This window comes from Georgenia sp. SUBG003, from assembly GCF_000715355.2.
Taxonomy (GTDB): Bacteria; Actinomycetota; Actinomycetes; order Actinomycetales; family Actinomycetaceae; genus Georgenia.
In genome coordinates this window covers 339,846-366,557 of record NZ_CP180204.1, presented here as the reverse complement: position 1 = coordinate 366,557, position 26,712 = coordinate 339,846, and the positions used below count along the sequence as shown (strand labels likewise).

The following is a 26,712-nucleotide window of genomic DNA, read 5'->3' as shown; positions in this document are numbered from 1 at the left end:
GAAGAGGCTCGCCGGCGAAGACGGGTCCTGCCGACCCTCACTTGTGGGCCTCCGCGCCCCAACGCCTCCGACGAGGACGGGTTGGAGAACGGGAGTGTCAGCGACGGCTGGAAAGTAGGCCAGTTCCGCCCCGTCGTCCCTGACCTACTTTTCGACCGTCGGCGACACGGGAGATCGCGAGCTGGCTCGTCCTCCGGCGTGCAGTCTGCACGTCACTACGTGGCGCGCCGCTGATTCGACTTACCTGAAACGCCATCGTTTCCACAGGGACTCACAATTCCACAATGAGCGCGGTGTCCACAGGGCGTTGAAATGCCAGTGTTTCCACAATTTTGCCGGTGTTCTCTCACGGGTATTGCAGTTCGAACGGGCGTTCGATACTTTATTGAGGGAGATCTAGACGGGGATTGGGGGGTGGGGCGGGGTGCCGGAAAAATCTGCGACGATTCCCCGCGCAGACGCTCGCCGTCCGCCTCGCGCAGATGAAAGAAGCGCTCGACGTGCTGGTGGAGGTTGACCTGCACGAGCTGGAGGGTGCGGCTCTTATCGGTGCCCTGGACGGCGTCGAGCGGATCCGCCGGCGGTGCGACGCGCTCGCTGCCAAAGTGCTCGCCACCGTCGAGGCAGACGGTCGTTGGGCGGTGGACGGAGCGCGTTCGATGGCGGCGTGGTACCGCGCGCGGACCGGACGGCACCGTTCGACCGCCGCACGGGAGGTTCGGCAGGCAAGGGCTCTCCGGGACCATCTCCCCGAGACGGCGAAGGCGCTCGCCGCCGGTGAGATCAGCGCGGACCACGTCGCTGCGATCGTCAGGCGGACCACCAACACCGAAGCCCGGCGCGAACGACTCCGTGATGAAGAGGTCGGCGAGGGCTTCCTCCTGACACACGCCAGAGAGCTCGACGCGTCCGCCTTCGACGTGGCACTGGGGCACTGGGGGCTGCGTGCGGACCCGGAAGCCGAGGACCGGGCCTATGCCGAGGCCAGCGATCGTGAGGAGTTCTACCTCTCCGAGACCACCGACGGTTACGTGCCCGGCGGATGGCTGTCCAAGCCCAGTGGGCAGATCCTCCTGGACGCGTTGAAGGCGCGGACCGGCACACCCTCCAAGGACGATCGGCGGTCTCCCGCGCAGCGGAGCGCGCAGTCTCTCGTCGGGCTGGCTCACCTAGGACTTGACTCCGGGGCGCTGCGTCCCGGGGCACGGATCCGGCCGCACCTCAGTGTGCACGTGCCGTTCGAGACACTTCAGCGGCTCGTCGCAGCCTCTGCGCCCCCGCGCCGGCACGCTGGCTGTCCCCTGTCCCGCGGCACCTCCGCCTCCGGTGGAAACCCCGGCGCTGCATTCGGCATCTCGGGTGGCCTGGCGGTCAGCAGGGACGGTCGCGGCGACACCGGTCCAGAACGTGCCGCGCGGCGTGCACCTGTCGACCCGCCCGCGTACGGCCGCAGCCAGGCGTGCGAGTGCGGTCAGGAGTTGCCGGAGGCGGTGATCGGGGCGGACCTGGACGCCGCCGCATTCGGCGACGTCCCACCCGCGACGTTCGAGGACGGTACGCCGTTGTCGCCGACCCTGCTGGCCAGGATCGCCTGCACCGGCGGGCTGCACCGGGTGGTCTTCGGCCCCGACTCCGAAGTCCTCGACGTCGGCCGCGAGCAGCGAATCTTCACCTCGGCCCAAACCAGGGCGATCATCGCCAGGGACAAGCACTGCCAGTATCCCGACTGCAACGCGCCGCCCGGGGAGGGCGAGGTCCACCACAGCGTGTGGTGGTGGGAGCAGCTCGGCCCGACAAGCGTCAAGCTGGGGGTTCTTCTGTGCTGGGGGCACCACGACCACGTGCATAAGCAGCGCATCAGCATCGAGCGACGCAAGCGTCGGTGGGTCTTCCTCCGCCGGGACGGCACAGAGATCGAGCGGACGACGCACAACCGCTTGCGTCGCTGAGAGACCCGCGCCTGGCCCCAGGCGCCGTGATTCTTCGCTGAGAGATTCGCGCCTGGCCCCAGGCGCCGTGCTCCTTCGCTGAGCGATCCACTCCTGAGCCCTGCGGGCCGCGATCCTTCGCTGAGCGTTCGGGCACTGGCAGTCCGGCCCGACGCAGAGTGCCGGTCGCGGACGCGGTTGCTCTTCGACACCGGGGTGCGCACCACGCCAGGGCCGGGGGCCGGTCAGGCGGGGGCCTCCATGGCCGATCCGCTCTTAGGCTGGTGGGGTGAAGGTGGCCGAACGGACTTGGGTGCCGGCCTGGCCGTGCGCCGTCGGCCAGGCGCTCGCGGTGCTCCGCCACGGTCCGGCCGACCCTACGGTGCGGTTCGGTGCCGGCGTCTACTGGCGCGGCCTGCGCACACCCGCGGGGCCGGCCACCCTGCGACTTGAGCTGAGTGCATCCGGCAGCGAGATCCGCGCCGCCGCCTGGGGCTCCGGCGCCGACTGGGCTGTCGAGTCGGTCCCGGCGATGCTCGGCGCGGAGGACGACCCCACCGGATTTCGCGCCGACAGGCACCCACGCGTCGCGCAGCTGGCCCATCGCTTCCCGCACCTGAGGCTCCCGCGCACGAACCTCGTGATGGAGTCGCTCGTCCCGGCGATCATCGAGCAGCGGGTCGCCGGCAACGAGGCCTTCGCCGGCTACCGTCGCCTCGTCCACTTCTACGGCGACCGGGCGCCCGGCCCGGGCGAGGATCTCCGCCTGTGGGTGCCGCCGCGCCCGACAAGCTCCTGTCGATCCCCTCGTGGCAGTGGCTGCGCCTCGGTATCGACCCTGCGCGTTCGCGCACCGTTGCCGGCGCCGCACGGGTGGCGCCGTCCCTCGAGCGGGCCGCCGGGGTGACGTCCGCCGAGGCCGACCGTCGACTCAGGTCCCTTCCTGGCATCGGGATCTGGACCAGTGCGGAGACGCGGGTACGCACCCACGGCGACGCGGACGCCGTCAGTTTTGGCGACTACAACGTCGCGCGCGACGTCGGATGGGCGATGACGGGCAAGGACGGCGTCGACGACGACGGCCTGGCCGAGCTGCTGGAACCATTCCGGCCGCATCGCTACCGGGTGCAGAGACTGGTGCAGGTCGCCGGGATCCGACGCCCGAGGCGCGGTGCACGAATGCCCGTCCGCACGCACCTTCCGGTCGGTGGGCGAGCTGGATAGCTCCGCGGTGGTGCCCCGCCGACGGTTCTCAGGAAACGGAGGCCCTGGGGCCCACGAAATTCGCATCACGGAACCGCGCTTCCGGATCGTTGTTCTCGGTGTCCGCAGGGACTAAAGTCCTGAGCACGCCGCGGCCGTTGTTCGGGCATGGATAACCTGCGACCGCGGGCTGAGAGTGGAACCATGCCATGACCCGCGCCTGCCAACGTCGGCGGGTCGAGGAGCGTGAGCGGTGGAGCCCATCGAGGTCATCGTCAACGGCCGGACAAGGAACGGTGCGACGGCCGGCCCGCACACCAGTCTCCTGGACTGGTTGCGCGACCAGGGGCTGACCGGCGCCAAGGAAGGCTGCGCCGAGGGCGAGTGCGGCGCGTGCGCGGTCCTCGTCGCCCGTCCGGACGGCGAGCAGGGCACCCGATGGACCGCCCTGAACGCGTGCCTGCCGCCGGCGCTGGCGTTCGACGGCCAGGAGATCGTCACCGCCGAAGGGCTCGGTACAGCCCGCGGTGCCTGTGCCGTCGAGGATCTCCACCCCGTCCAGCGGGAGATGGCCGACCGGGGAGGCTCGCAGTGCGGTTACTGCACGCCGGGGTTCGTCTGCGCCATGGCGGCCGAGTACTACCGTCCCGGACGCACCCCGAAGGAGGCGACGCCGCCCGAGGGGACCGGCACCTCCGCCACCGGTGAACGGCACGCCGCCGACCACGAGGTGGGGCCGAACGGCTTCGACCTGCATGCCTTGAGCGGCAACCTGTGCCGCTGCACCGGGTACCGCCCCATCCGCGACGCGGCCTACGCTCTGGGCGCACCCGACGAGGCGGATGCGCTCGCCCGCCGCCGCAGTGCCCCGGCCCCCGCTCCTCGCCACACCCGGGTGCACGACGACGCGGGCGACTTCGTCCGTCCCGGCAGTCTGGAGGAACTCTTCGACGAGCTCGAGCAGCATCCCGACGCCGTCCTGGTCGCCGGCGCCACCGACACCGGCGTGGAGCGGAACATCCGGCACACGCGTCCTCGGCTCGTCCTCGCGATCGACCGACTGGCCCCGCTGCGCACGTTGCACACGAATGAGACCAGCATCGAGATCGGCGCAGCGCTGACCCTGTCAGAGCTCGAGTCCGCGCTCGACGGGCGCGTGCCCCTGCTGGCGGAGCTGTTCCCGCAGTTCGCCTCCCGGCTGATCCGCAACTCCGCGACGCTGGGCGGCAACCTCGGCACCGGCTCCCCGATCGGCGACGCGGCCCCGGTCCTGCTCGCTCTGGACGCCTCGCTCGTGCTCGCCTCCCGCGACGGCGAGCGGGAGGTGCCGCTCGCCGAGTACTTCACGGGGTACCGCACCTCCGTCCGGCAGCCGGGCGAGATCATCCGGGCGGTGCGCATCCCCCTCCCGCTGGCCGGGTCGAGCGCGTTCTTCAAGATCGCCAAGCGCCGGTTCGACGACATCTCCTCGGTCGCGGTGGCCGTCGCCGCGCGGATCGAGAACGGGACTGTGGACGACGTGCGCGTGGGCCTCGGCGGCGTCGCCGCCACGCCGATCCGCGCCCGCGCCACCGAGGACGCGTTGCGCGGTCGGCCGTGGACGTACGAGACCGCCGTCGCCGCCGCGGCCCTGATGGGGAACGAGGGCACACCGCTGGACGACCATCGCGCCAGCGCCCGGTACCGCCGCGCGATGCTCGAACAGTCGCTCGTGCGCTTCTTCACCCAGGCCCAGCCGCAGCCGGTCCTGGAGGTGGCTCGATGACCTCGCTCGCCGAACGCCCCGTGAACCCCAAGGTCGGGGAGTCCGTCTCCCACGAGAGCGCCGCCCTGCACGTCACGGGCACCGCCCTGTACACCGACGACCTCGCGCAGCGCGCCGCCGGGGTCCTGCACGCCTGGCCGGTCCAGGCCCCGCACGCCCACGCCCGCGTCACCGCGGTGCGCACCGCCCCGGCGCTGCGGGTGCCGGGCGTGGTCCGGGTGCTGACCGCCGACGACGTCCCCGGCGTGAACGACGCCGGCACCAAGCACGACGAGCCGCTCTTCCCCACCGAGGTCATGTACTACGGCCACGCCGTGTGCTGGGTGCTCGGCGAGACCCTCGAGGCCGCGCGGCTCGGCGCGGAGGCCGTCGAGATCGAGTACGAGCCGATCCCCTCGATCCTCACCCTGACCGAGGCGATGGAGGCGAACAGCTTCCAGGGGAACCAGCCCACCGTCTCCCGCGGTGACGCCTCAGCAGCCCTCGCCACGGCCCCGCAGCGCCTGAGCGGGGAGCTCGAGCTCGGCGGGCAGGAACACTTCTACCTCGAGACCCACGCCTCGCTGGCGCGCGTGGACGAGTCCGGGCAGGTGTTCGTCCAGTCCTCCACCCAGCATCCCACCGAGACGCAGGAGATCGTCGCCCACGTCCTCGGTCTCCGCGCCCACGACGTCACCGTCCAGTGCCTGCGCATGGGCGGCGGCTTCGGCGGCAAGGAGATGCAGCCGCACGGACTCGCCGCCGTCGCCGCCCTCGGGGCGGTCCTCACCGGCCGCCCGGTGCGCATGCGCCTGAACCGCACCCAGGACATGACGATGACCGGCAAGCGGCACCCGTTCCACGCCCGGTGGGAGGTCGGCCTCGACGACGACGGTCGCCTCCTCGCCCTGCGCGCCACCATCACGGCCGACGGCGGATGGAGCCTCGACCTTTCCGAGCCCGTCCTCGCCCGGGCGTTGTGCCACATCGACAACTCTTACTACATCCCGAACGTCGAGGTTCACGGCCGGATCGCGAAGACGAACAAGACCTCTCAGACCGCGTTCCGCGGGTTCGGCGGACCGCAGGGCATGCTGGTGATCGAGGACATCCTCGGCCGGTGCGCTCCGGCGCTGGGTATCGACCCGGGCGAGCTGCGCCGTCGGAACCTCTACGAGCCGGGCCAGACGACCCCGTACGGTCAGCCGGTCAGGCACGCCGAGAGGCTTCAGGACGTGTGGGCCCAGCTCGTCGAGAGGTCGGACTACGAGCGCCGCCGCCGGCAGGTCGCCGCGTTCAACGCCGGCCACCGCCACCTCAAGCGCGGCATCGCGATCACGCCGGTGAAGTTCGGCATCTCGTTCAACTTCACCGCCTTCAACCAGGCCGGCGCACTGGTGCACGTGTACAAGGACGGTTCCGTCCTCATCAACCACGGCGGCACCGAGATGGGCCAGGGGCTGCACACCAAGATGCGCCAGGTCGCCGCCACCGCCCTCGGCGTGACGCTCGACCACGTGCGCCTCGCCCCGACCCGCACGGACAAGGTGCCCAACACCTCCGCGACCGCCGCGAGCTCGGGAGCGGACCTCAACGGCGGCGCGATCAAGAACGCCTGCGACCAGATCCGCGCCCGCCTCGCAGCGGTGGCCGCGAGAAAGCTGGACATCCACCCCGACGACGTCCGCTTCGTCGACGGCCGCATCACCGGCATCGGTTTCCACGACCGCGACCTGTCCTTCGAGGAGGTCGTCAGCGCGGCGTACTTCCAGCGGATCCCGCTGTTCGCGGCGGGGTACTACCGCACCGAGGGCATCCACTGGGACTCGGCCCGCATGCAGGGCGAGCCGTTCAAGTACTTCGCCTACGGCGCGTCCGTGTCCGAGGTGGAGGTCGACGGCTTCACCGGCGCCTACCGGTTCCTGCGCACGGACATCGTCCACGACGTCGGCGACTCGCTCTCCCCGCTGATCGACCTCGGTCAGATCGAGGGCGGATTCGTCCAGGGCACCGGCTGGCTCACGCTCGAGGAGCTGCGGTGGGACACCTCCGACGGCGCCGGTCGCGGCCGGCTCGCCACCCAGGCCGCGAGCACGTACAAGCTGCCCAGCTTCTCCGAGATGCCCGAGGAGCTCAACGTCCACCTGTACGAGCGCGCGACCGAGAGCGGTGTCGTCTACGGCTCCAAGGCGGTGGGGGAGCCGCCGCTCATGCTCGCCTTCAGCGTGCGGGAGGCCCTGCGCGCAGCCGCGGCCGCCTTCGGGCCAGAGGGCACTGTCGTCGAGCTGCCCAGCCCCGCCACCCCGGAGGCGGTGTTCTGGGCGCTCGACGCCGCGCGGTCGGCTGTCACACCGACTACGGGTGACGGGCGGGTCTCCGCGCTCGGGCGGGGTTCCGACGGGCGGTACCCCGCCGTCGGGCAGGGATCTGACGACGGGCGGTACCCCGCCGTCGGGCAGGGATCTGACGACGGGCGGTACCCCGCCGTCGGGCAGGGATCTGACGACGGGCGGTACCCCGCGTCGGGCACGGCGCTGCGACGGGCGGTACCCCGCCGTCGGGCAGGGCGCTGCCGACGAGCACGTCCGCGCGGCGGGGGCAGGCGCCGGCAGCGGGGCACGCGGTCCCGGACGACGACGGACGCGATTTTGCGTCCGGGCCGGCCGGCGAGAAGGCGGAGGCGGGGGAGACCGAACAGGCGGGGGAGACCGAGCAGGCGGGGGAGACGGAGCAGGCGGGGGAGACCGGGCAGACGGTGGGCTCCTGATGGACTGGCTCGGCGCACTGATGCACCTCCGGGCGGGAGGCCTCCCCGGCGTCCTCGTCACGCTCACCGAGGTCCGGGGCCACGCCCCCCGCGAGGCGGGCGCCAAGATGGTCGTCGGCGCGGACACCACCTGGGACAGCATCGGTGGCGGCAACCTGGAGGCCACCGCCGTCGAGCGTGCCCGCGAGCTTCTCGCATCGGGCGCGCACGCCCCCGAGCGGTTGACCTTCGCGCTCAACGAGCACGTCCCCAACCGTCACGGCAACCAGTGCTGCGGGGGTGAGGTAGCGGTGCTCCTCGAGCCGCTGCGCACGCGTTCCACCATCGCCGTGTTCGGCGTCGGGCATGTCGGCTTCGAGCTCGGCCGCATCCTCGCTCGCCTGCCGGTCGTGCTCCACCTGGTCGACAGCCGGGCGGACCAGGTCTCGCCCGAGCGCCTGGCCGAGCTCACCGGACCGGCCGAGGTGCAGGTCCACCACGCCCCGGCACCCGAGGTGGTGCTGCGTACCCTGCCCTCCGGTGCGTACGTGCTCGTCATGACGCACGACCACGCCGAGGATCTCATCCTCTGCGACGCCGCCCTCAACCGCGGTGACCTCGCCTACACGGGGCTCATCGGCTCGCGGGCCAAGTGGGCGCGGTTCCGCAGGCGCCTGCACGAGGCGGGGCACGACGACGCCGCGATCGCTACGATCACGTGCCCGATCGGCGTGGAAGGCATCACCGGCAAGGCGCCGGCCGTGATCGCGGTGAGCGTCGCCGCCGAGCTCGTGCAGCTGCTCGAGCGGGCGCACAGCTCGGTGGGAGCGAGCGGTACGGCGCGGGTGGGCGACGCGGCGCAGACCGGTGGCACACCTCACGCGGGCGGTACGGCCCGCGGCCACGTCGGACCATCCGCAAGCGCCGTTCCCTTCTGCGGAGAACACCACCCTCCGCCGCTCGCCGCTGCACGCGCGCGGTCGCGTCACGCCAGTGGCCCGGCCGCCCCGCAGACATGAGACGGAGCTCAGGCCTCCGGTGGCCAAGCGCCGAAGAGGGCGGCAAGCTCCGCGTCGCTACGCGCCTGCTCGGCGCGGTCGAACGTCGAGGTCGTCACCATGATCTCGTCGGCACCGGTGCGCCGCACGAGCTCGGCCAGCCGCTCGCCCACCTGTTCGGCGGTGCCGTACACGGCGCCCCGGAGGAACTGCTCGACGCCCGCGCTCTGCTTGGGCGTCAGGCTCCTCGCCCGGACCGGTCGGACAGCCTCGAGCGGCGGGAAGGCGCCGGTGGAGCGTGAGGCAACCATCGCCCACGCCTCCGGCAGCAGCAGGTCCCGCGCCTCCTCCTCGGAGTCCGCGATCATCACCATGACGCTCGCGATCACGTGCGGCTCGCCCCCGGCCGCCCGGACGTCCCGGCGGTAGGACTCGAGCGGGCCGGGCTCGTCGAGCGCAGGACCGCCGACGGCGACAGGAAGTCCCGCCCGTGCCGCGAGCGAGAGTCCTCGACCGCCGGCGAGCAGGAACACCGGCGGAGGAGTGGTCACCCGCGGCATCGCCGTGACCTTCCCCCGGCCATCGAGGAAGTCGCGCACGGCCGCGACGTCGTCGAGAAATCGCTCGGCGTCGGCGTCGTGTGCCCGAAGCTCCGCGCGCACGGGCGCACTGAAGCCGAGCGAGCGCCCGACCCCCAGATCGATCCGGCCCGGGTGCAGGCTCTCGAGGACCGCGAACTGCTCGGCGACGACGATCGGGGCGTGGTTGGGCAGCATGACGCCACCGGAGCCGACCCGGATCCGGGAGGTTCGTGCCGCCACGGCCGCGGCAAGGACGGCGGGGCTCCCGCCGGCGATGCCCGGCACGCCGTGGTGCTCCGCGACCCAGAACCGGTGGTAGCCCAGCTCCTCGGCGAGGCGCGCCCTCTCGATCGTGGACAGCAGCGCGAGGGCGTCCGGCTCGCCCGCGCGGGTGCGCGACCGGTCCAGGAGCGACAGGGGAACGTCGAGCAGCGGCATCACCAGAGGGCAACGGCGCGGGCGCGGCCGATATTTCGGCTGCGCGGCCCAGGTGCCGGCGCGCCATCCGGTGTGCTGGGGCAGGGAGAGGTCGGCGCTCGACCGAGCACGAGAGCCTGGCCCCTCCCGAAAGCCTGGCGCGGTGGTACCCGGAGCGGCCACCATGCTCGGATGGGCGGGCTGACGGGGGAGTCGCGGGACCGGGTGCGTGCCATGAGCCTGTGGCTGGTGACGGGGATCGTGCTGGCGGGCGTCGCCGTCGGGCTCTACGCGCTCGTCGTCGGCTTCGACAGTGCGAGACCGGCGCCGGTCTCCCGGGTGGCCGAGATCGGCCAGCACGACCTGCTCGTGCAGTACGTCGGCGGCAGTCCCGGGTGCGGCGACCCGCTCCAGGTCAAGGTCGACGAGACGGAGGACGAGGTGCTGATCGCCGCGTCCGTCGTCGTGCGGCGCGGCACGCGGCTGGGCGCCTCGTGCGACGGCGAGAACGTGACGATGCTCCAGACAGTCCGCCTCGCCGCACCGCTGGGGGACCGTGCCGTCCGCGACGCCTCCAGACCGGAGCTCACCGTCCCCGTCGCCGACGAGGCCGCCGACCTTGTCGGGTGACTACGCCGGGTCCCGTCGGCCGGCCGGCGAGGAGACGCGTAGAACCTCGACGGGCCTCTCCGCTGCTCAGGCGCCGACGCGCTCGCGCGCGGGCTGCGCGATCTCGTGGTGCTCGATGGCGGCGTCGATCCACGGCAAGGTGTCCAGGCTGTCCTCGTGGACCCACCAGTGCCACCCGTCCCGCTCACGCGGGAGGAGGAGAGCGAGGTGCTGGTCGTGGGCATTTGTCACGAGCGGCACCACACCGCGACCGCGGATCCCGACGATCGCGGTCCGTGGCGTGTCGGTGAGCAGGGTGGCCATGGCCACGAGGTCCACGCCCAGCGCCCGGGCGGCGGGTGTCGTCCGGAACAACCTCCCAAGCACCGGGGTCGGCACCCGGATGCCGTCGGGGGAGCCGTAGCGGGCCGCCGAACTGCACGATCGTGGCGCCGGGGGGCCACGACGTCGGCGACCGCGGGGCAGGTCGTGACGACGACGTCGGCATCCTCGGGCACCGAGGTGAGGGCGTGGCCGTCGGCCTCGACAAGGTCCCCGACGTCGTCGGACTCGGGGCCGGGCAGGCGGTTGAGGTGCAGGAGCACGGTGGAAGGACCTTCTCACCAGGGGCAGGGATGAGCGTCTTCAGTGTGACTGGCATGTCCGAATTGCGCCACCGAACGGGATGTCATGGCAGGTTCTCCCGACGGCCTCCGGGGCCGGGGTGAACGGACGTTCGGGTGAAGGTGCGGAGGAGGCGGCGTCCGGGTGAAGGTGCGGAGGAGGCGGCGTCCGGGTGAAGGTGCGTCCGCGCCAGGAGGTGGGCCTTCGAGGTGAAGGGTGCGTCCGCGCCAGGAGGTTGGCCCTCGGGTGAAGAGTCGTCGTTCCTCCGAGGAGACGTCGTTCAGGTCGCGACGGTGTCGATCCCGCCTGCCCGTGGTCGTGGAATGGGTGTGAGGCGCGGCGACGTCGCGCCCCGATGCTGGAGGAGGACTCATGCGCAAGCTCGTGATGGCCGGATTCGTCTCGCTCGACGGCGTGATGCAGGCGCCGGGCGGTCCCGACGAGGACCCCGAGGGCGACTTCCCGTACGGAGGATGGCAGTTCCCGTTCGCCGACGCAGAGCTGGGGGAGATCGTCGACGCCGTGTTCACGCGTACCGGCGCCTTCCTCCTCGGCCGGCGCACGTACGACATCTTCGCCGGTTACTGGCCCCACCACGACGACCCGGACAGCCCGGTGGCGGGTGGGCTCAACCGGCTGCCGAAGTACGTCGTGTCGACCACGCTGACCGACCCTGCCTGGGGGCCGACGACGGTCATCAGCGACCGGGTGCCCGAGCGGATAGCGGAGCTGAAGGAGCAGGACGGCGGTGACGTCCTGGTCCAGGGCAGCAGCCGGCTCCTGCAGACCCTGTTCGCGCACGACCTCGTCGACCAGCTCGTCGTGGGGATCTACCCGGTCGTCCTCGGGCGCGGCAAGCGGCTCTTCGAGACGGGCGTCCCCGGCCGCACGCTGCGGCTGACCGACTCCCGGCGCACCAGCTCGGGCGCGATCTTCAGCACCTACGAGAGGGCGGGGGGAGGTCCGGGGTGGGCTCCTTCTAGAAGGCGGGCCTCCGTCTGAGGGGGCGGGGCTCCGTCTGAGGGGCGGGCGTCCGTCGTGAGGATCAGGCCGGTCGGGCGGACGAGCAGGACGACGGCGAGCGCGAGGACCGCGATGAGGTCGCCGTAGCCCCAGTAGTAGTTGGCGAGCTGCTGCGGGACCGCGACCACCACCGCGGCGACGGCGGCGCCCCCGAGGGAACCGAGGCCGCCGATGACGGTGACGATGAAGGCGAAGATCAGCAGGGTCTGGCCCAGGTGCGCGGAGACGTAGCCGTTGTACTGGGAGGCGAGCACGCCGCCCAGGCCGGCGGCCGCACCGCCGATGGAGAAGACGAGCGTGAACGACCGGCGCACGTCGATGCCCAGCGCCGTGACCATCGACCGGTTCTCCACCCCGGCCCGGATGACGAGGCCGTAGCGCGTGTGCCGGAGGAACAGCACCAGGGCGACGAGAACGGCGACCGCGACGGCGATCGCGAGGAAGTTGGTGTTGGAGACCCGCGCCCCGGCGATCGACGTCGTCCGGTCCAGCCAGGCGGGCCCCGAGATGAAGACGGCGTCCGTGCCCCACACGCCCTCGAACAGGGCCACCCCGACCAGGCCGAGCCCGACGGTGACGAGCACCTGCTCGATGTGCCGGTTGTACAGGGGCCGGATGAGCAGCAGCTCGGTCAGGGCCGCCAGCGCCGCGCCGGCCAGCGCCCCGACGACCATGGCGAGGACGAACCCCGTCCACGAGCCCGGGTCGAGCCGGCGCGCCACCTCCCAGCCGACGAAGGCGCCGAGGGAGAGGAAGACGCCGTGGGCGAAGTTCAGCACGCCCATGAGGCCGTAGATGAGCGAGAGGCCCGAGGCCACGAGGAAGTACAGGGCCCCCAGGCCGAGGCCGGTGACCAGCAGCAGGACGACGGTGCTCACTTGGCTCCCTCCGGGGCCTGGACGGTCTCGGCGTGCACCCCGAGCAGGCGGTGGACGGCCTCCTCGTCGGCGAGGAGGGACCGGGCGTCGCCGGTGTGGACCACGGTGCCGGCGTCGATGACGACGACGTCGCGCGCGAGGCGCTCGATGACGGGCAGGTTCTGCTCCACGAGGAGGATCGGCACCGTCCGGGCCGCCTCCTCCAGGGCCTCGGCCACCTCGGCGACGATCTTCGGGGCCAGGCCCTTGGTGGGCTCGTCCACCAGCAGCAGCCGGTTGGTGTTGAGCAGCGCGCGGGCGAGGGACAGCATCTGCTGCTGGCCGCCGGAGAGCGTGCCGGCCCGCTGGCCGGAGCGGCGCACGAGGTCGGGGAAGAGCTGCTCGACGAGCTCGCGGCGCGGCCGCGCGTCCCGTTCCGCCAGGCGCAGGTTCTCGGCGACCGTCAGCCCGGCGAAGACCTCGCGGTCCTCGGGGACGTAGCCGATGCCCCGCCGGACGATTCGGTGCGTGTCCTCGCGGTCGATGCGGTGCCCGTCGAACTCGACGCGTCCCGCCCGGCCGATCAGACCCATGACGGCCTTGATCGTGGAGGTCTTGCCCACGCCGTTGCGCCCCAGGATCGCCGTCACGCCGGAGGCCGGCACGGAGAAGGTGACGTCCTCGACGACCAGCTGGCCGTCGATGGTGGCGGAGAGGTGCTCGACCTCGAGGATCGCGCTCACGCGGCGGCTCCCAGGTACGCACTCTGGACGAGCGGGTCGGCCATGATCTCCCCGGGCTCGTCGAGCGCGAGGATCGTGCCCTGGTGCAGGACCGCGACCCGGTCGACCAGCCCCATGACCACGTCGATGTGGTGCTCGACCATCAGGACGGTGCAGCCGTGGTCGCGGTGCATGCGGCCGATGACGTCGCACAGCCCGGGCACGTCGGCGCGGGCGACGCCCGCCATGGGCTCGTCGAGGAGGATCACGCTGGGGTCCATGGCGAGCAGGACGGCGATCTCCAGCTTGCGCTTGTCACCGTGGCTCAGGCCGCCGGCGAGGACGTCCGCCCGGTCGGTGAGTCCCACCTCGGCGAGGTGGTCGAGCGCGAGCGCGGAGGCGTCGTCGTCCCGGCGCGGGAAGCGGAGCACCGAGAGGTTGCCGCCGAGGCGGCGCTGGGCCGCGAGACGGACGTTCTCGAGGACGCTCAGCCCCGGGAAGAGGTTGGAGGTCTGGAACGTGCGGCCCAGCCCCGCGCGCGCCCGGCGGTGGATCTGCTCGTGGGTGATGTCCCGGCCGTCGAGGAGGATCCGCCCCGCGGTGGGCGCGTGGATGCCGGAGATCATGTTGAACAGCGTCGTCTTGCCGGCGCCGTTGGGGCCGATGACGCCGATGATCTCGCCGGACGGAACCTCGAGGTTCACGTCGGTGAGGATCTTCGCGCCGCCGACGGCGAAGCTGAGGTGCTCCACCGCGAGCGCGGCTGAGGTGGGGGGCATGGTGGCCTCTTCCTGGGGGCGACAGGCCCCGGCCCGGACCGGTGCGGCCGGGGCTGTCGCGGGTGGTGCGGTGTACGTTCCCGTCCGGCTGGACGGTTGGTCCGGACGGTCAGCCGGCCTCGGGCGGGGCGACGTCCTCGGCGGCCACGGTGCCGACGAGCTCGGGCTTCCAGCCGCCGTTGCCGTCCGAGACGAGCCTCGCCTGGAACATCGGCTGGATCAGCGCGTGGTCGGACTCGCGGATCGTGTAGCTGCCCTTGGGACCGTCGAAGGTCCAGCCCTCGAGCGCGGAGACCATCGCGTCGACGTCGTCGTCGCCGCCCGCCTCCTCGATCGCGCGGACGATCATCTGCGCGGCGGTGAAACCGTCCGGGGTGAACAGGTCGGGGGTGCCTCCGGCGGCCTCGACGTGCTCGATCATCGCGGCCTCGACGTCGTTCCCCGCCGCGCCGGCGAAGTAGTGGTTGAGGAAGTCGATCTTCTCCGACGCCGCCCCGTACGCGCCGTACGTGGACGTGTCGCCCAGGCCGGTGACCACGGTGATGTCGTCGAGGACGCCCTGCTGGTCGAGCGCCTGCCACATCGCGCCCGACGTCGCGCCGGCCCACGCCACGAAGACCATCTCGGGGTCGGCGTCGAGCACCTGGGCGGCGAACGGCGTGAACTCGGTGACGTCCTCGGGAACCATCACCGAGGTGACCTCCGCGCCCTGCGCGCCGAGGAGGCTCTCGACGGCGGCGAGGTTGCCCTGGCCGAACGCGTTGTCCTGGGCGAGGACGAGGACCTTCTGGCCGTCGGCGTCGATGAAGGAGCCTGCGGTGGCGACGTCCTGGAGGGACTGACGGCCCGAGCGGAAGGTGTAGTCGTTGATGCCCGTGACCGCGTCGGCGGCGGCCGGGCCGGAGATGTAGAGGACCTGGTTCTGCTCGGCCTGCTCGGCGAGGGAGAGCGCGATGCCGGAGGACGCGGTGCCGGTGAGGATCTTGTTGCCCTGCCCGATGGCGTCACGGGCGGCCGCCACGGCCTTGTCGGTGTCCCCGCCGTCGTCGATGATCTCGACGTCGATCTCGCTGCCGTTCACCTCGCCGGTTCCGCCGGTGGCGTGGTCGAGACCCGCCTCGAAACCCTCGACGAAGGTCTTGCCGTACGCGGCCAGCGGGCCTGTGGTGGAGGTGATGAGGGCGACGTCGACCGGGTCGCCGGAGGCTCCGGCACCGGCCGACGCGCTCGGCCCGCCGGCGGGCTCGGCCCCGCCGTCACCGGTCGAGGGGGCGCACGCGGCGACGGCCATCATGGTCGCGACGCCGAAGGTCAGCGCGAGGGACTTCTTCGTGGCTCGCACGGGACCGCCTTTCCTGGAGTTCTGGCACCTCTCGACCTGAGAGGTGATTCAGGTACAGGCTTTACGGCCGCGAGCGTCCCGTCGATGGGGACCGGGACCATAGTCCCTGGTCAAGGTGTGTGTGGCGGACACACCCGGACGTGCAGGAGGGCGCGGCCGGTCCGTGCCGGCCGCGCCCTCCCAGGTCCGGTGCGCTACTCGTTCCCGATGCGCCGGTCGGCAGCGTCGCTGCCCTTCTCGATCTTGTCGTCGTACTTGCCGCCGGTCCTGTCGCCGGCGAGGTCCGAGCCCTTCTCCAGGGCGTCGTCGCTGGCCTGCTCGCCCTTGTCGCTGCCGAGGAAGTCCTTGCCCTTGTCTGCCAGGTCACCGATACCCATCGGTTCTCTCCTCTCTCCGCGGCGGCCGCACCGGCCGGTGCGACCGGATTCGAGTCTCTGGCGGACCGCCGGCGCCCGCAACCGGTGCGCAGCGCGGAAAGTGACGAGCGTCGCGCCCCGGGAGCGTGCGCTGCCGCGACCGGCGGGTCTAGTTTTCAGCGGTGCGCCCGATCGCGCGTGCAGGCCTGCCCCGCCTCGGGGCGCGCCCACGGTTCACCCACCCCGCCCAGGTCGTCGTGACGAGCTTCGCCCTCGCCCTGACGATCGGGACGGTGCTGCTCATGCTCCCGGTCTCCGTGGTGGACAACCCGCCGGCGGACCTGCTGCCCGCCCCCACCGGCCGGGCCGGCGGTGCGCCGTTCGTCGACGCCCTCTTCACGGCCGGCTCCGCCGTGTTCGTGACCGGGCTGGTCGTCGTCGACACGGCCACGTACTGGAGCGGTCTCGGGCAGGCGGTGATCCTGGGTCTGATCGAGGTCGGCGGTCTGGGCATCATGACGTTCGCGTCCCTGCTGGGTGTGCTGCTCTTCCGGCGGCTCGGCCTCCACCAGCGGATGGTGACGAGCGCGTCGCTCGGCACGCTCAGCATGGCGGACCTGCGGGGGGTGCTGCTCGGGGTCGCGAAGGTGGCGCTGAGCGTCCAGGCGGCGACCGCGCTGGTGCTCGCCCTCCGGCTCGCGACCGCCTACGACTACCCGCCCGGACGGGCCCTGTGGCACGGGGTGTTCCACGCCGTCTCCGCGTTCAACAACGCCGGCTTCGCGCTGTACCCCGACAACCTCATGGGCTTCGTCGAGGACCCGTGGGTGTGTCTGCCGCTCGCCGCCGCGGTCATCCTGGGCGGCCTGGGGTTCCCCGTCCTCCTGGAGCTGCGGCGCCACTACCGGCTGCCCCGGACGTGGAGCATGAACACCAAGGTCGTGCTGGCGGGGACCGCGGTGCTTCTCCTCGTCGGCTTCGTGACGGTCACCGCGCTGGAGTGGGGCAACCCGGAGACGCTGGGACCGCTGGCCTGGCCGGGCAAGCTCCTCGCCGGGTTCTTCACCGCGGTGGCCGCCCGGACCGCGGGGTTCAACACGGTGGACGTGGCGGAGATGCACACGCAGACGTGGTTCGCCCACGACGTCCTCATGTTCGTCGGCGCCGGTCCGGCCGGCACCGGCGGCGGCATCAAGATCACCACGTTCGCGGTCCTGCTGTTCATCATCGTCACCGAGATCCGCGGCGAGACCGCCGTGAACGTCTTCGGCAAGCGGCTGGCGCGATCGGTGCACCGGGAGGCCGTCACCGTCGCGCTGCTGGCCGTGGCCGTGGTGATGACCGGCACGTGGACCCTGATGATCATGACCGAGTTCAGCCTGGACCAGCTGCTGTTCGAGGTGGTCTCCGCCTTCGCCACGGTCGGGCTGACCACGGGCATCACCCACCTGCTCCCCGACGCCGGGCAGGTGCTCCTCGTCGTGATCATGTTCGTGGGGCGCGTCGGACCCATCACGCTCGCCACCGCCCTGGCCGTGCGGACCCGCCGGCTGATGTACGAGCTACCCAAGGAGCGACCCATCATTGGCTAGCCACAGCCCCTCACGGCGGCGCGTCACCGCGCTGAACGAGACCGACTCCGTCGTCGTCGTCGGCCTGGGCAGGTTCGGCCGGTCCCTGGCGATCGAGCTCGCCGGTGCCGGCGTCGAGGTCCTGGGGATCGACACCGACGAGGAGATCGTCCAGGACCTCAACGGGCGCCTCACGCGGGTGGTCCGCGCCGACGCCACCAGAGAGGAGGTCCTCAGGCAGCTGGGCGTGCCGGACTTCAGCCACGCGGTGGTCGCCATCGGCTCCAGCGTCGAGGCCTCCATCCTGTCCAGCTCCTGGCTCCTGCGCTTCGAGGTCCCGAACGTCTGGGCCAAGGCCATCACCGAGCCGCACGGCCAGATCCTCACCCAGCTCGGCGTGCCGCACGTCGTCTACCCCGAGGCCGACATGGGCAGGCGTGTCGCCCACCTGCTCCGCGGCGCGATCGCCGACTACCAGGACATCGGCGGGGGTTTCGCCATCGTGACCGCCAAGGCCCCGCCCTCGATGGTCGGCAGGCCGCTGGACAAGGTCGGGTTCCGCAAGCGGTACAACCTCAACGTCGTGGCCGTCCGCCAGCCCGACGGCAGCTGGGGCCACGCCACCGGCGAGACGGTGCTGAGCTGGGACGACACGGTCGTCGTGATGGGACCCTCCGCCGTCGCGGAGCGCTTCATCGACATGGCGTGACCGGGTGGCCTCGCGGCCCTCGGGAACCCTGTGGTCACGCCCGGGTGACGGCAGGGGTGCGAGACTCGCAGCGCACCGCGTGAGTCAGGGGCCGCCGCGCGAGGACGCGCGCCCGGCTCCTTCGGTCCGGGCCCGGCGAGGGCCGACGACGTAGCTACCCGGGCGCGCGCCCGGGCCCGTGACGGAGAACCGCGATGAAGACCTCACGACGACGACCTTCCGCACCGCCGCTCCTGGCCGCCGCGCTCACGCTGCTCCTGGGCGCCGCGTCCGCCGCAGGTGCCCGCACGGTCGAGGACCCCGGCGACGTGCCCGTCCCGGAGCTGGCGTGGGCCGCGTGCGGCACCACGCCCGAGGGGACGGCGGCCGGGGTGCAGTGCGCCACCGCGCGCCTGCCCATGGACTACGACGAGCCGGACGGCGAGCAGGTGGAGCTCGCGGTCGCCCGCGTCCCCGCGCGGGACGCCGCGAACCGGATCGGCTCCCTCTTCGTCAACCTGGGCGGTCCGGGCGGCACCATCGTGGACGTCCTGCAGCGGAACGGCGGATCGACCTGGGCGGCGCTGAACCAGCGGTTCGACCTCGTCGGTTTCGACCCGCGCGGCGTGGGCCAGAGCGCCCCTGCCGTCGACTGCCAGGTCAACCCCGAGGAGCTCGGCCTCTCCGCGCAGCCGTTCCCCACGCCCCTCGACATCGACCGCGACGCCTGGGTGGCCAGGGCGCAGGAGTACGTCGACAGCTGCCTGGCCAGGAACGGCGACATCCTCGAGCACCTCTCCACCGCCAACGTCGCGAGGGACATGGAGGTACTGCGTGACGCCGTCGGCGACGAGGAGCTGACGTACCTCGGGTACTCCTACGGCACGTTCCTCGGTGCCACCTACGCCGCGCTCTTCCCGGAGGCTACCGCGCGATCGTGCTCGACTCCCCGGTGGACCTGCAGGAGTACGTCAGCGACCCGTTGTCGAGCAGCACCGCGCAGACCGCCGCCTTCGAGCGCGCGCTGCAGCGCTTCTTCGAGGCGTGCGCCGAGGACCAGGCGGCGTGCTCCGGGTTCGGCGGGACCCAGCCCTCCTCCGCCTACGACGGCCTCCTCGCCCTCGCCGAGCGTGCCCCCATCGCGGCCCCGCGCTACGAGGTGGACCCGAGGCCCGTGACGGCCGACGACATCCGCGTCGCGACCACGACGCTCCTCTACTCGAAGTCGTTCTGGGGCATCCTCGGTGCGGCCCTCGCCCAGGCCGCCGCCGGCGACGCCTCCGTCCTCCGGCTCGTCGCCGACCTCGCGTACGACCGGCAGGACGACGGCTCGTACCTGCCGGGCTCGGACCAGTTCTTCACGATCAGCGGTGCGGAGCGGGACTGGCCGCGCGACATCGACCTGTACCTCGACAAGGGGGCGGAGTCGTGGGCCGCCTTCCCGCACTTCTGGGCGAACACCGGCTACTCGGAGGTCCCGTGGGGCCTGTGGCCCGTGCGCGACGAGGACGCGTACGAGGGGCCCTTCACCGTCCCCGCCTCCGCCCCGGCGCCCCTGGTCGTCGCCACCACCTACGACCCGGCGACGCCGTACCAGGGCGGGCTGCGGGCGGTCCGCGAGCTCGGCAACGCCCGGCTCGTCACGATGGTGGGGGACGGGCACGGCGCGTACCCGTCCGGGTCCCCGTGCGTCAGTGCCGCCGTCGACGCCTACCTCGTCGACCTGACGCTGCCCGCCGAGGGGCTCGTCTGCGCCCAGACGGTGCCGTTCGCCGCTCCGCAGCCCGCCCCCGCCGCGGTTGCGCCCGGTGCGGAGCAGCTCCGGGACGACCTGGCTGCCCTCCTGGCCGGCATCCGGTAACACCCGCCCCGGCCGGCCCGCGCCGGCCGGGGCGCGCCGGGAGAACCTGCGGCGCCGCTACGGTCGGGGCATGACCGGAGATCCACGAGCTGTCCGCCCTCGAGCTCGCCGCCGCCGTCCGTGAGGTGGACCGGGCCCGGGTCGTTCGTGCGCAGCCCCCGCGCGGCCGCGAGCGCCCGGGTGACGACCTGGTCCAGCGCGGGCCCCGGCGCGGCCCCTGCCGGGAGGTCGACGGCGAAGCGTGGTGCCGAGGCGAAGATGCCCACCTGGTCCGTGGTCTGGTTGGCACCGGTCCCCCGCATCTCGTGGGGCCGGTCCGCGCTGACGACCAGGAGGGGCAGGCCGGAGTGCGCGGCCTCCAGCACCGCGGGGTGCAGGTTGGCGACGGCGGTGCCGGAGGTCGTCACCACGGCGACCGGCGCCGTCGTGGGTTCCGCGTCCGTCGTGGGCGCCGCGGCTGCCGTGGGCGCCATGCCCGTCGTAGGCGCCCCGTCCCTCAGGAGTACCGCCTCACTCGTCGGCGCCGCGCCCGCCGTGGGCGCGTCTCCCCCGTCGGCACCCGCTCCGCCCGCCGAGCTGCCGCCGAGCCGGCCCGCGAGAGCCCCAGGGCCACGAAGCCGGCGGCACGCTCGTCGACCCGCACGTGCAGCCTGAGCCAGCCTGCCCGCTCAGCCTCCTGAAGCGCGTACGCGAAGGGGGCGCTGCGTGATCCGGGTGCCAGCACGAAGTCGTGGACCCCGTGGGCGACGAGCGCGGTGACGAGAGCCCGCGCGGTCGCGGTCGCCGGCTCGACGGTCACCGGCTCAAGAGTCGCCTGCTCGGTCGTCACCTGCTCGGCGTCCGTCGTCGCCCGACCGGTCCCGTTCGCCGCCTGACCGGTCCCGTTCGCCGGCCCCGTCTCGACCGTCGGCTCTGACCGCCCCCCCTGCTCCGTCGGCGCTCGGGTGCCCGCTCATCGAGCGAGCTCCAGCTGCGCGACCATCTCGGTGAGACGGTCGGCCCAGCGGGCCGTGACGCCGTCGTCCGCGCGCGACGCGGCGAGGCTGTCCGGGGTGGGCTCGGGTCGGCGCACAGGCAGCACACCCTCGACGGGGAGCAGCGGGTCGGCGACGGTGTCGCGCTCGAAGAGGTGGACCGTAGCGAGCCCGCAGGCGTACGGCAGCTCCGGCAGCGCAGCGGCGAGCGCCACCCCCGCCGCGATGCCGACCGAGCTCTCGAGCGCCGAGCTGACCACCACCGGCAGCCCGACCTCCTCCGCGAGGCGCAGGCAGGCGCGGACGCCCCCGAGCGGCTGGACCTTGAGAACGACGACGTCGGCCGCCTCGGCCCGCCGCACGGCCAGCGGGTCGGACGCGCGACGGATCGACTCGTCGGCCGCGATCGGGACGTGGGTCCGCCGCCTGAGTGCGGCCAGGTCCTCGACCGAGGCGCAGGGCTGCTCGGCGTACTCCAGGCCACCGGCCGCTCTGTCCAGCAGAGACATCCGGTCGACCGCAGTCTCGAGGTCCCAGGCAGCGTTCGCGTCCACCCTGATGCGACCGCGGGGACCGAGCGCGTCACGAACGGCCTCGAGCCGTTCCTGCTCCCGGGCCACCGACTGCCCGGGCTCGGCGACCTTGACCTTCGCCGTCGTGCATCCGCCGGAGGCTCGGACGATGCGGTGCGCCTGCTCGGGCCCGACCGCCGGCACGGTGACGTTGACCGGAACCGCTGACCGCACCGGCTCCGGCCACCCCTCCTCGGCCGCCTCCAGCCCCGCTCGCAGCCAGGCCGCCGACTCAGCGGCGCCATAGTCCCAGAACGGCGACACCTCGCCCCAACCGGCGTCACCGCGCAGGAGCACGCCGTCGCGCACCGTGATGCCCCGGAACCGCGTACGCAACGGGACGGAGTACGTGGCACGGACCGCTGGCAGCCGGTCGGCGGCGGAGGCAGGCATGGTGGTCAGGATAGGGAGTGCCGCCTCGCGCGCCCACGCGGGCGCTCATGCCGACCGTGCTCGGCCCTCACTTCTTCACCGGGCCCGCTGCGCCATCGGTTGTCCTGATGTCCACAGACCGGTCGCCGCCGACGCGTGATGTCATGGGCGACCAATAGAGTCATACGCATGTTCGAAACAACCGGTCCACGGCACTACCGCACACAACCGGGCAGGCCTCGTCGAGCACTGGACCTGGTCCACGCAGGCGGACCACAGCCGGGGGTACGTTGCACTGTGCCGGTCATGGCGTCCAGCCCGGACGTTCGCCCCCGGCAGTCCGGAGAGGCCGGCGACCGCCCCCGGCGGTCCGGAGAGGCCAGCGACCGCCCAAGGCCGCCCCACCGACCACTGCGCGGCCAGCCGGGCCGCCGCCGCGGACGCAACGACCGGACTGAGCAACCTCTCCCCACCCCCGAGGTGCTCGACGTCGAGGGCGTCCTGGAGTGGTTGACGGAGGGCGCCCTTGACGACGTGATGGACGCCCGGGACGAGGCCGCCCTCGAGAAGTTCCGAGCCGGGTCCGACGGTGACGGCAGCACCTCCCGTACTCGTGGGGACGGGCGGTCGGACGCGCCCCTCACGGCGAAGGAGGTCAGGACGATTCTCGACGACGCAGCAGGTCTGGACGGCATCGATCTCGCGCTGGCCCTCGCTCCTGTCGACCTTGAGACGCTCGACGAGGGTGAGGCGGTCGACGCGGTCGCAGCGTGGTCGCGGGTCGCGTCGTGGGCCCACGCGCGGCGGGGTGAGGCTGCGGCGACGCTGGAGACGGGACTGATCTCCAGCTACGGCCTGACCGGCCGCTCGCCGTCCGCCCGCACAGGGTCCTCCCTGCCTCACGCGTCGACCGAGCTCGCGATGCGCCTCGGCGTCACGCGACACGCGGCCGGCAAGATCGTGCGCACGGGTGTGCTGCTGAGCGGCCCGCTCGCCGCCACGGCGGACGCCCTGGAGCGCGGCGAGATCGACCAGAACAAGGCGCAGATCATCGCCTCCGCGCTCGAGGGCAAGGCGCTGCCGGTCACCGCGGCGGTCGAGGACATCGTGCTGCCCCGCGCACCCGGCAGGACACCGCCCCAGCTGACGCAGGACCTCACGCAAGCGTTGCTGGAGGTCGATCCCGACGGTGCGGCGGACCGGCACCGCAGCGCACGGAGCAAGCGGCGGGTCACACACGCGCGGGCGCTGCCGGACGGAATGGCCTCGTTCACGGCGGTGCTTCCCGCCGCCGACGCCGTCGCCTACGACCTCGCTCTCGACGGCGCCGCCCGAACGGCCCGCGCAGCAGGCGATCCACGCACCATCGACCAGCTTCGCGCCGACATCTTCGCCAGCGTCGGGCACGACGCCCTCAGGCGCGGCTGGATCGGGCCGGCGCCCGAGCAGCTCGCGCTCCCGGGGATCACGGGCGCTGGCGACGCCGGAAAGGCGGACAGGTCAGGACAGGGGAACGACTCGGGGCAGGAGAACCACTCAGGGCAGGCGGACGCCGAGGCCACACCCACACGGCGCTCGACAGCCGCAGAAGCGTCTGGAGCCGGCACGCCGTCGCCTCCGTCCGCTCCAGCGCCGGAGGGCGGCTACCCCATCGGTCTGGTCGGGGGCGCGCCGGTCCAGATCAACGTCGCCGTCCCGCTCTCCACGCTGCTCGGCGGAGGTGAGCCGGGCACCCTGCAGGGTTACGGACCGATCGACGCCGCAACTGCACGTGCGCTCGCCGCGGGCGGCACGTGGCGCCGCCTGGTGACCGAGCCGCTGAGCGGGACGGTGCTTGACGTCGGACGAAAGAAGTACCGACCACCCGCCGACCTCGCCCGGATCATCCGCGAGCGCGACCGCACGTGCGTCCGGCCGGGCTGCTCCACCCGAGCGACCGGCTGCGAGCTCGACCACATCGTCCCTGCGAGCCAGGGCGGCTCGACCTCCAGCCACAACAACGCCGCGATGTGCACGTTCGATCACCGGCACAAGACCCTGGGTGACTTCCGGGTCCGACGAAATCCCGACGGAACGTTCGACTGGACCTCGCGCACGGGCCACCAGTACCGGCGGGAGCTCGATGGCGGCATCACCTACCTCGGGCGTACGGACGTCGACCCTGCGCACTTCCTCCCTGAGGCGGTCCGCCCGGTCGGCATCCCTGATCCCTGGACGCCGTCGGGACCCACCTCCGACGACGACCCGCCTCCGTTCTAGCCCGGTTGGCGCGGCACGTCGGGGCGACGCCCCGACCCGCCCCATGCGGCATTGGTGCGCGAGGGCGGCGGCGGGCCTCCGTCAGAGAGGTAGGCGCCCCGGCACGCGGGGGGACGTCACTCCCTCGCTCGCAGGTCGCCCCCGGCACGCGGGGGAGGTGACGCCCTCCCTCGCTCGCAGGTCGACGCGGCGCGGGAGGGCGACGTCCCGCGCCGTTCAGGCCGGTCGTCGGAGGGTGCACTAAGCGAATCTGGGTCGTGGCTAGGGTGATGCGGGTGAGCGATCTTCCGACCCGTGTCTCCGAGACCTTCGACCCGCAGGTGTGGCGGGAGGTCGAAGGCTTCGACTTCACCGATCTGACCTACCACCGTGGTGTGGACCGCAGCGGAGGCACGGAACGGGACCTCCCCGTCGTGCGCATCGCGTTCGACCGGCCGGAGGTGCGCAACGCGTTCCGCCCGCACACCGTCGACGAGCTCTACCGTGCGCTCGACCACGCCCGGATGACGTCCGACGTCGCCGCCGTGATCCTCACCGGCAACGGCCCCAGCCCGAAGGACGGCGGTTGGGCCTTCTGCTCCGGCGGCGACCAGCGGATCCGCGGGCGCGACGGGTACCGCTACGAGACCGAGGCTCGGACGACGAGGCCCCCGTCGCACAGCGCCGTGAGCAGATCGATCCCGCCAGGGCGGGCCGCCTCCACATCCTCGAGGTGCAGCGCCTCGTCCGGACGATGCCGAAGGTCGTCATCGCGGCTGTCCCGGGCTGGGCCGCAGGTGGCGGTCACAGCCTCAACGTCGTCTGCGACCTCTCGATCGCCTCGCGCCAGCACGCCCGGTTCATGCAGACCGACGCGAACGTCGGCTCGTTCGACGCCGGCTACGGCTCCGCGCTGCTCGCCCGCCAGGTCGGCGACCGACGGGCCCGGGAGATCTTCTTCCTCGCCCGCGAGTACGACGCGGAGACCGCGGAGCGGTGGGGGGTCGTCAACGAGGTCGCCGACCACGACCAGCTCGAGCCCCTCGCGCTCGAGTACGCCCGCATCATCGCCACGAAGTCGCCGCAGGCCGTCCGGATGCTGAAGTTCGCGTTCAACCTCGTCGACGACGGCATGGCCGGCCAGCAGGTCTTCGCCGGCGAGGCCACCCGCCTCGCCTACATGACGGACGAGGCGGTCGAGGGCCGGGACGCCTTCCTCGAGCGCCGCGACCCCGACTGGTCCGGCTTCCCCTACTACTACTGAGCGGTCACCCGCCCAGCTGCCGCCCCGGGGCGACCACTGACCGCGAGGCAGCCGATCCCCGGACCGGATCAGCCCAGACGCCGAGCGTGCAACCGCTACCCGATCGAGACCGACCCGTCGGCTGCGGGAACCAGCTCGATCCAGGTCGACCCGGGAGCGAGCTCCACCGCCCGGCCGCTGCTGTCGGTGAGCACCAGGGGTTCGCGCTCGCCGGCCTTGGACCACGTGGCCTCGACGACATGCCCGCCCGTGCCCACGTGCGCGGCTCCCTTGCCCTCGAGGATCGTCTCCGGCACACGGGTGCCGCTCGCGTCGCGCGCCTCGGTGAGCACCACCTGCACACGGAGGACGACGACGTTCGTCGCCACGAGCGCGTCGCCGTCGGCGGAGTGCTGGGCGACCCCCGACTCGTCGCGCGCCCACACGCCCGGCCCCCAGCCGCGGCCCGCGTCGCCGGCCGCCTGCCAGGTCCAGCCGGGATTGGTGCGCGGGAAGCCGATGTCGATCCCGGCTGCCGGGCGACCGTGCAGCACCGCGGAAGCGGAGGCGGCGTCGTCGGCGTACTCCAGCTGCTCCTCGGGAGGGGCACGGTGCGCGTCGTCGGCCGCCGCGAGGAAGGTTGCCCCGTCGCCGTAGAGGTTGTGCGGGGCCCGACGGCTGGAGACTCGGTAGAAGCCGGGGCTTCCGGCGTCCTCCGACAGGTCCTGCAGCCCGGCGTCGCGCGCGGCCTGGATGTACGGCGGCACGCCGCCGGAGAACACCAGCAGGCCTCCGAGCGGGCCGGAGATGTCGGCGTCCATCGGCCGGACGGAGCGGATCGGACCGAGCTCGCCGGGGACGGTGGAGTGGTAGACGGCGTTGAACCGGGTGATCCCGCCCTCCACCATCTCCTCCCACACGAGGTCCGCCTCCTCCAGGCCGGACTGCGGGCGGGCGGGGGCGCTGTTCTCGATCTTGACGGACATCGCGGGCCGCTCTGCGGCGTCGTCACCGACGACCACGCCGGTCAGCGGCCAGCGCTCGGGCTCGGGCGGCGGCGTCGGCGAGGGGGTGGGCGACGGCGTCGGCTTGGCGACCGGTTCACCCATCGACGACCCCGGCACGGACGAGGTGCAGGCGCCGAGCGCGAGGGCCACTGTGGCGAGCAGTACGGCCGGGACGGCGCGCCGGTGTGCCGTTCTGGTCCCGCGACAACGCATCTCGTCCTGCCAATCCCCACCGGTGATCCGCACAGAGTAGTGCC

The 26,712-nt window shown here is 72.6% G+C and carries 21 protein-coding genes and 3 pseudogenes; 14 read left to right on the top strand and 10 right to left on the bottom strand.

The genetic code is table 11. The annotated features are described in order from the left end of the window. Positions 1-407: 407 nt before the first annotated feature. The 6 genes and pseudogenes from DA06_RS01575 to xdhC all read left to right on the top strand — a co-directional run bounded on the left by DA06_RS01575 (position 408) and on the right by xdhC (position 8,640). Complete coding sequence (locus DA06_RS01575) at positions 408-1,949, top strand: DUF222 domain-containing protein (RefSeq protein ID WP_418606751.1); 1,542 nt, start codon at positions 408-410, stop codon at positions 1,947-1,949. Between the two features lie 292 nt (positions 1,950-2,241). Then, complete coding sequence (locus DA06_RS01570) at positions 2,242-2,835, top strand: hypothetical protein (protein ID WP_418606750.1); 594 nt, start codon at positions 2,242-2,244, stop codon at positions 2,833-2,835. Continuing rightward, the gene (locus DA06_RS01565) at positions 2,832-3,152 is read left to right on the top strand and encodes a hypothetical protein (protein ID WP_418606749.1); all 321 of its coding nucleotides are present in this window, start codon (positions 2,832-2,834) and stop codon (positions 3,150-3,152) included. Before DA06_RS01570 ends, DA06_RS01565 begins: the two co-directional genes overlap by 4 nt. Positions 3,153-3,384: 232 nt before the next feature. Beyond that, complete coding sequence (locus tag DA06_RS01560) at positions 3,385-4,896, top strand: xanthine dehydrogenase small subunit (protein ID WP_043496806.1); 1,512 nt, start codon at positions 3,385-3,387, stop codon at positions 4,894-4,896. Next, positions 4,893-7,223, top strand: a pseudogene (gene xdhB / locus DA06_RS01555) (xanthine dehydrogenase molybdopterin binding subunit); the annotation flags it as partial. The gene DA06_RS01560 and the pseudogene xdhB, both read left to right, overlap by 4 nt. 418 nt (positions 7,224-7,641) lie before the next feature. Next, positions 7,642-8,640: a xanthine dehydrogenase accessory protein XdhC gene (gene xdhC / locus DA06_RS01550; protein ID WP_418606748.1), complete on the top strand. Its 999-nt coding sequence runs from the start codon at positions 7,642-7,644 to the stop codon at positions 8,638-8,640. A gap of 8 nt (positions 8,641-8,648) precedes the next feature. Here xdhC and DA06_RS01545 read toward each other — a convergent pair whose 3' ends face one another. Further along, complete coding sequence (locus tag DA06_RS01545; protein WP_043496815.1) at positions 8,649-9,638, bottom strand: MsnO8 family LLM class oxidoreductase; 990 nt, start codon at positions 9,636-9,638, stop codon at positions 8,649-8,651. A gap of 171 nt (positions 9,639-9,809) precedes the next feature. Between DA06_RS01545 and DA06_RS01540 the strand changes: the two genes are divergently transcribed. Further along, positions 9,810-10,247, top strand: coding sequence for a hypothetical protein (locus DA06_RS01540; protein WP_043496805.1), 438 nt, complete (start codon positions 9,810-9,812; stop codon positions 10,245-10,247). A 66-nt stretch (positions 10,248-10,313) separates the two neighbouring features. Here DA06_RS01540 and DA06_RS01535 read toward each other — a convergent pair whose 3' ends face one another. Continuing rightward, the gene (locus DA06_RS01535; RefSeq protein ID WP_418606747.1) at positions 10,314-10,601 is read right to left on the bottom strand and encodes a hypothetical protein; all 288 of its coding nucleotides are present in this window, start codon (positions 10,599-10,601) and stop codon (positions 10,314-10,316) included. Between the two features lie 621 nt (positions 10,602-11,222). On the opposite strand from DA06_RS01535, the gene DA06_RS01530 reads away from it, so the two are divergent. After that, positions 11,223-11,852: a dihydrofolate reductase family protein gene (locus DA06_RS01530; protein WP_043496803.1), complete on the top strand. Its 630-nt coding sequence runs from the start codon at positions 11,223-11,225 to the stop codon at positions 11,850-11,852. On the opposite strand, the gene DA06_RS01525 is transcribed toward DA06_RS01530, so the two are convergent. The 5 genes from DA06_RS01525 to DA06_RS01505 all read right to left on the bottom strand — a co-directional run bounded on the left by DA06_RS01525 (position 11,792) and on the right by DA06_RS01505 (position 15,950). Continuing rightward, complete coding sequence (locus DA06_RS01525; RefSeq protein WP_418606746.1) at positions 11,792-12,751, bottom strand: branched-chain amino acid ABC transporter permease; 960 nt, start codon at positions 12,749-12,751, stop codon at positions 11,792-11,794. The two genes, DA06_RS01530 and DA06_RS01525, sit on opposite strands and share 61 nt — an antisense overlap. Beyond that, a complete protein-coding gene (locus tag DA06_RS01520) occupies positions 12,748-13,473 on the bottom strand; it encodes an ABC transporter ATP-binding protein (protein ID WP_043496795.1) in 726 nt (241 codons plus the stop codon). Before DA06_RS01520 ends, DA06_RS01525 begins: the two co-directional genes overlap by 4 nt. Continuing rightward, positions 13,470-14,231 (bottom strand): ABC transporter ATP-binding protein, encoded by a 762-nt coding sequence (locus tag DA06_RS01515; protein ID WP_043496794.1) that lies wholly within the window; start codon positions 14,229-14,231, stop codon positions 13,470-13,472. Before DA06_RS01515 ends, DA06_RS01520 begins: the two co-directional genes overlap by 4 nt. A gap of 109 nt (positions 14,232-14,340) precedes the next feature. Then, on the bottom strand, positions 14,341-15,573 hold the full coding sequence (locus tag DA06_RS01510) for a substrate-binding domain-containing protein (protein WP_418606745.1): 1,233 nt from the start codon (positions 15,571-15,573) through the stop codon (positions 14,341-14,343). A 194-nt stretch (positions 15,574-15,767) separates the two neighbouring features. Beyond that, the gene (locus tag DA06_RS01505) at positions 15,768-15,950 is read right to left on the bottom strand and encodes an antitoxin (protein WP_043496793.1); all 183 of its coding nucleotides are present in this window, start codon (positions 15,948-15,950) and stop codon (positions 15,768-15,770) included. Positions 15,951-16,111: 161 nt separating this feature from the next. Here DA06_RS01505 and DA06_RS01500 point away from each other — a divergent pair, with 161 nt between their 5' ends. From DA06_RS01500 to DA06_RS01485, 4 genes are all read left to right on the top strand, one after another. Beyond that, the gene (locus tag DA06_RS01500; protein WP_418606744.1) at positions 16,112-17,521 is read left to right on the top strand and encodes a TrkH family potassium uptake protein; all 1,410 of its coding nucleotides are present in this window, start codon (positions 16,112-16,114) and stop codon (positions 17,519-17,521) included. Beyond that, the gene (locus tag DA06_RS01495) at positions 17,514-18,209 is read left to right on the top strand and encodes a potassium channel family protein (RefSeq protein ID WP_418606743.1); all 696 of its coding nucleotides are present in this window, start codon (positions 17,514-17,516) and stop codon (positions 18,207-18,209) included. The genes DA06_RS01500 and DA06_RS01495 overlap by 8 nt, the downstream gene beginning before the upstream one ends. A gap of 194 nt (positions 18,210-18,403) precedes the next feature. Continuing rightward, positions 18,404-19,366, top strand: coding sequence for an alpha/beta fold hydrolase (locus tag DA06_RS01490; protein WP_043496792.1), 963 nt, complete (start codon positions 18,404-18,406; stop codon positions 19,364-19,366). Next, positions 19,363-20,049 carry an alpha/beta hydrolase gene (locus DA06_RS01485; RefSeq protein ID WP_418606742.1) on the top strand — a complete coding sequence of 229 codons (687 nt, stop codon included), beginning with the start codon at positions 19,363-19,365 and terminating at the stop codon, positions 20,047-20,049. Before DA06_RS01490 ends, DA06_RS01485 begins: the two co-directional genes overlap by 4 nt. Before the next feature lie 122 nt (positions 20,050-20,171). On the opposite strand, the pseudogene DA06_RS01480 reads toward DA06_RS01485, so the two are convergent. After that, a pseudogene (locus tag DA06_RS01480) lies at positions 20,172-20,848 on the bottom strand (thiamine pyrophosphate-binding protein); the annotation flags it as partial. Positions 20,849-21,001: 153 nt separating this feature from the next. Continuing rightward, positions 21,002-21,988: an o-succinylbenzoate synthase gene (locus DA06_RS01475; protein WP_052436227.1), complete on the bottom strand. Its 987-nt coding sequence runs from the start codon at positions 21,986-21,988 to the stop codon at positions 21,002-21,004. A gap of 459 nt (positions 21,989-22,447) precedes the next feature. On the opposite strand from DA06_RS01475, the gene DA06_RS01470 reads away from it, so the two are divergent. Continuing rightward, the gene (locus tag DA06_RS01470) at positions 22,448-24,226 is read left to right on the top strand and encodes an HNH endonuclease signature motif containing protein (RefSeq protein WP_052436226.1); all 1,779 of its coding nucleotides are present in this window, start codon (positions 22,448-22,450) and stop codon (positions 24,224-24,226) included. Between the two features lie 269 nt (positions 24,227-24,495). Beyond that, a pseudogene (locus DA06_RS01465) lies at positions 24,496-25,469 on the top strand (1,4-dihydroxy-2-naphthoyl-CoA synthase). A gap of 95 nt (positions 25,470-25,564) precedes the next feature. Here DA06_RS01465 and DA06_RS01460 read toward each other — a convergent pair. Next, positions 25,565-26,557, bottom strand: coding sequence for a DUF3048 domain-containing protein (locus DA06_RS01460; protein WP_418606740.1), 993 nt, complete (start codon positions 26,555-26,557; stop codon positions 25,565-25,567). Between the last annotated feature and the right edge of the window lie 155 nt (positions 26,558-26,712).